The sequence below is a fragment of the Mycobacterium sp. genome, assembly GCF_050701515.1.
In the GTDB taxonomy this organism is placed as follows: Bacteria; Actinomycetota; Actinomycetes; order Mycobacteriales; family Mycobacteriaceae; genus Mycobacterium.
In genome coordinates this window covers 1-3,972 of sequence record NZ_JBOGDB010000107.1, presented here as the reverse complement: position 1 = coordinate 3,972, position 3,972 = coordinate 1, and the positions used below count along the sequence as shown (strand labels likewise).

General features: G+C 68.6%; 4 protein-coding genes and 1 pseudogene. 1 reads left to right on the top strand and 4 read right to left on the bottom strand.

Going from position 1 to position 3,972, the window contains the following annotated elements; genetic code table 11:
* A partial coding sequence (locus ACRDU5_RS09380; RefSeq protein ID WP_526614207.1) for a hypothetical protein occupies positions 1-100 on the top strand: 100 nt, incomplete at its 5' end.
* A gap of 69 nt (positions 101-169) precedes the next feature.
* Here ACRDU5_RS09380 and ACRDU5_RS09375 read toward each other — a convergent pair.
* The 4 genes and pseudogenes from ACRDU5_RS09375 to ACRDU5_RS09360 form a co-directional block, all read right to left on the bottom strand.
* Positions 170-1,438: an aminodeoxychorismate synthase component I gene (locus tag ACRDU5_RS09375; protein WP_526614206.1), complete on the bottom strand. Its 1,269-nt coding sequence runs from the start codon at positions 1,436-1,438 to the stop codon at positions 170-172.
* 20 nt (positions 1,439-1,458) lie between these two features.
* Positions 1,459-2,385: an RNA polymerase sigma-70 factor gene (locus tag ACRDU5_RS09370; protein ID WP_526614205.1), complete on the bottom strand. Its 927-nt coding sequence runs from the start codon at positions 2,383-2,385 to the stop codon at positions 1,459-1,461.
* Positions 2,382-3,563, bottom strand: a complete 1,182-nt coding sequence (locus ACRDU5_RS09365) for an NAD(P)/FAD-dependent oxidoreductase (protein WP_526614204.1) — start codon at positions 3,561-3,563, stop codon at positions 2,382-2,384. Before ACRDU5_RS09365 ends, ACRDU5_RS09370 begins: the two co-directional genes overlap by 4 nt.
* Before the next feature lie 71 nt (positions 3,564-3,634).
* A pseudogene (locus ACRDU5_RS09360) lies at positions 3,635-3,972 on the bottom strand (methionine--tRNA ligase); the annotation flags it as partial.

The following is a 3,972-nucleotide window of genomic DNA, read 5'->3' as shown; positions in this document are numbered from 1 at the left end:
CCGTAAGACCCGGCCTAGCCGGGCTGGTGGCCGTGAAGCGCGGAAGGGAGGCAGCCGCAAGGCCGCCGAACAACCCCGAGACGGGGTGCAAGTCGCGTGACCACTAAAGATCACTCACTTGCAACGGTTCAGACCCTCATTCCGATGGACACCTGCCACGACCTGATGGTCAGCGAGCCGGAACGACTGGCAGAGATCCTCGTCGAACGCTGCCGCCGGTACGCATAGCGCCGATGATCGGCGCCGCCTTGTGCAGGCACTCGTCCCATTCGCGGTCGGGATCGGAGTCTGCGGTGATGCCGCCCCCGACGCCGAGGACCGCCGACCCGTCGGGGCGGAACTCCACCGTCCGGATCGCGACGTTCAGCTCACAGCCCGCCAACGGCGAGGCCAAACCGACTGTGCCGCAGTACACCCCGCGCCTATGCGTCTCCCACACCGACAGCAGCTGGCGGGCCCGGGTCTTCGGGGTGCCGGTCACCGATGCGGGTGGGAACGTCGCGTCGAGCATCGCCGACATCGGCACGTCGACCGATACCCGCGCGGAGACCGTCGACACCAGATGCCATACCCCGGGCGCGGGCCGCACCGCCAGCAGCTCCGGCACGGTGACGCTACCAGTGACCGCGACGCGGCTGAGGTCGTTGCGGACCAGGTCGACGATCATGATGTTCTCGGCGACGTCCTTGACGGACGTCCGCAGCGTCGACGGATCCGCGGTCCGCGGCAGCGTGCCCTTGATCGGGCTCGACGTCACATCCTCGCCGGCCCGGCGCAGGAACAGCTCGGGCGACAGCGACGCCACCGCACCCCACTCGCCGCCGACAAATGCCGCGCGCGCGGGCGAGGTTCGCTCCACCGCGCCGACGAAGAAGTCAAGCGGGGTGCCGTCGAGCATGCCGGCGAACTGCGTGCACACACAGGCCTGATAAACCTCGCCCGCCGCGATGGCGTCCAGACAGGCCAGCACGCCGTGGCGGTGTGCGTCGCGGTCGGCGTCACCCCACACGATGTTGCAGTGGCGCGGCGCGCCCGAAGATCGCAGCGCATCGGTCAGCCACGCGGACATCGCTGCGCCGGAGAGGCTTTCGTACCACCACAGTCCGTCGTGGTCCTGCCGTAATACGCAGTCCGTCCAGCCGCCGGCCGCTTCGGGAATGCGCGCCGGTCGGCCGTCGGCGCCGGCGTCCGGATAGGACAGATACCCGATCCACCCGCCGCCCACCGCGGCGCCGTCGGCGGAGCCGGGCGGCGCGGCGCAAACCTGCGCCGCCGGGACGGCCTCGGCGCTCACCGAGGGGGCGATGACGGCGCGCATGCCGAACCAGTCACCAATCAAGGCGGCCGGCGGCGGCATGCCTTCGCGGGCTGCGGCGTCGGCGACGGCAGTCAGCATCGCCGGGGCGCTGCCCAGCTCGCCGAGCCGCTCGATCCGCACCGACTAAGCGTGACAGAGTGCTAGCGACTGATCGCCCTCGGGATCGTGATCCCGACCAGCTTGTCCGGATTGCGCATCGCGTAGAAGTTGGTGATCTTGCCGTCGACGATCTCAACCAGGAAGACGCCCTCCAAGTGGTCAGCGCTGTAAATGACCACCGCGGGGGCGCTGTTGTAGACCGCCGTCTCGAACCGCACGTCTGACATGCGTTCGGCAGCCACGTGGAATAGGCGGACCAGCACGGCTGCCACCTTCGCCGCGCCGACGATAGGCTTGCGGGCCGCCGTGGCCTTGCCGCCGCTGTCGGCCGTCCAGGTGGCATCCGGCGCCAGCATCGACAGCAATCCGTCCATGTCACCCGTTGCAGCCGCGGTCATGAACTGCTCGGTGATCTGCGCTGACTGCTCAGAATCGACGGGTGCAAAACGCTTGCGTCGCGACTGCACATGCTCACGGGCTCGGTGGGCCACCTGACGCACTGTCGACACGGACTTGCCTACGGCGCTTGCGATCTCGTCGTAGTCGAACCCGAACACCTCGCGCAGCACGAACACCGCCCGCTCGTCCGGAGTGAGTGTCTCGAGCAGCACCAGCATGGCCATCGAAACGGACTCGGCGAGCACCACGTCAGCCGACGGGTCGGAGTCGTCAAGTAGCAGCGGCTCGGGCAGCCACGGACCGACGTAGTCCTCACGACGACGGGCGCCCGCCCGAAGCGCGTTGAGCGCCTGTCGGGTCACCAGTTGCGCCAGATACGACTTGGTGTCCCGCACCGTCGCCAGATCCACTTCGGCCCATCGCAGGTAGCTGTCCTGCAGCACGTCGTCGGATTCGGTTGCCGAGCCGAGGATCTCGTAGACGATCGTGAACAGCAGCGGCCGCAGATGGGTAAACCGCTCGGCGTGTTCGCCGCCGGCCGAGCCGGCGATCGGGCCCTGGGTGGTCACGTTTCCGCGACCACCTTTGGAGCGAACACGGGCTGCTCGGGACGCTCGCCGCCCCTGAACCAGAAGGTCGAGCCGGGCTTGCGGGCCTCGTGGCGCAGCCCCCAAACCGTGCCCTTGCAGACCGCCTCCTTGATGGCAGCGCCAAGGCGACCGCCAACGTAGAAGTTGACCGCCGTGTCGTCCTTGCGGGCGAACTGGATCACGGCAGCGCGCCTGCCCAGGCTGACGTTGGATCCCACAAAGGCCTGGTCGATCACCGCTGGCTCGGAACCGGCAACGCGGCTCAGCACGGTGTTGGCGGCCTGCGCGCCGAGCGGCCCCGCCGCCTGGCAGCTCATCCGCAGCGGCTGGCCCGACGGGGCGGCGCTGTCGCCCGCGGCGACGATGCGGTCGTCGTCGAAGCTGGTCAGCGTCTCGTCGGTGAGCAGCCGGCCCAGCGCGTCGGTGCTCAGTCCGCTGTTGACGGCCAGCTCGGGCACGCCGAAGCCCGCCGTCCAGATGGTGACCGCGCTCGGGCGCACCGCACCGTCGGCGAAGACCACCGCATCAGGACGAACCTCGGTCACCACGTCATCCTCTAGCACCTTGACTCCGAGTTTGCGTAGCCCTTTGGAGGCCGACCGTCGCCCTGGCGCCGAAAGCGTGGGTACCAACTGACCGCCGCAGACCAGCGTGACGTTATGGCCCTGCTCGGCCAGTTCGGCAGCCGTTTCGGTGCCGGTCAGGCCTGCCCCGACGACGGTTACCGGGGCATTTGGGTGCAGCTCATCGAGGGCGGCACGCAGCCGCTGTGCTAGCTCGAGTTCCGCTATGGGATAGGCGAATTCGGCTGCGCCGGGCACCGCGGCGGGCACGGCGCCGGTGCTTCCGACCGCATAGATGACGTAGTCGTAGTCTAGCGGACTGCCCGATGCGAGCTGCACGGTGCGTGAGACGGTGTCGATGCTGGTGGCGCTATCGACGACCAGCTGAATGCCTTCGCCGAGCAGCGTGCCGTAGTCGACCGTGGCGTCGTAGTTGCCGGCCACGAACTGGTGCAGCCGGATCCGCTCGACGAACTTCGGGCGGGGATTGACCAGAGTGATGTCGACGTCGCCGCGCATCCGCAGATGGTTGGCAGCCGTTGTTCCGGAGTAGCCGCCGCCGATGACGACGACGTGTGTGCGCTTGTCGGTCATTATGTCTCCTTTTCTCGGGTTCGCCCTCAAGACACCGGCCAATCACCGGACGTGACATACCGTGACGAGCGTCACTCCACCTGGTAGCGCGGGTACACGCCCACCGGCGGCGGCAGTGACGTCCCGGGCTGCAGCCGGGTGCCGATCGCCGCGAACGTCCGCTGGTCGTCCGCCTGGCCGAGCAGGTCGAGCAGCTTGCCCGTCGACTCCGGCATCACCGGCTGGCTCAGGAGCGTGGCGATCCGCACCACCTCCAGCGTCGTGTAGAGCACCGTGGCGAACCGCTCGCGCGCCTCGTCGGTGGAGGCCTTGCGCAGCACCCACGGCTCCTGCGCGGAGAAGTACTTGTTCGCCGCGCCGAGCACCAGCCAGATCGCCTCCAGTGCCAGGTGCATCGCGGTGTCGTCGT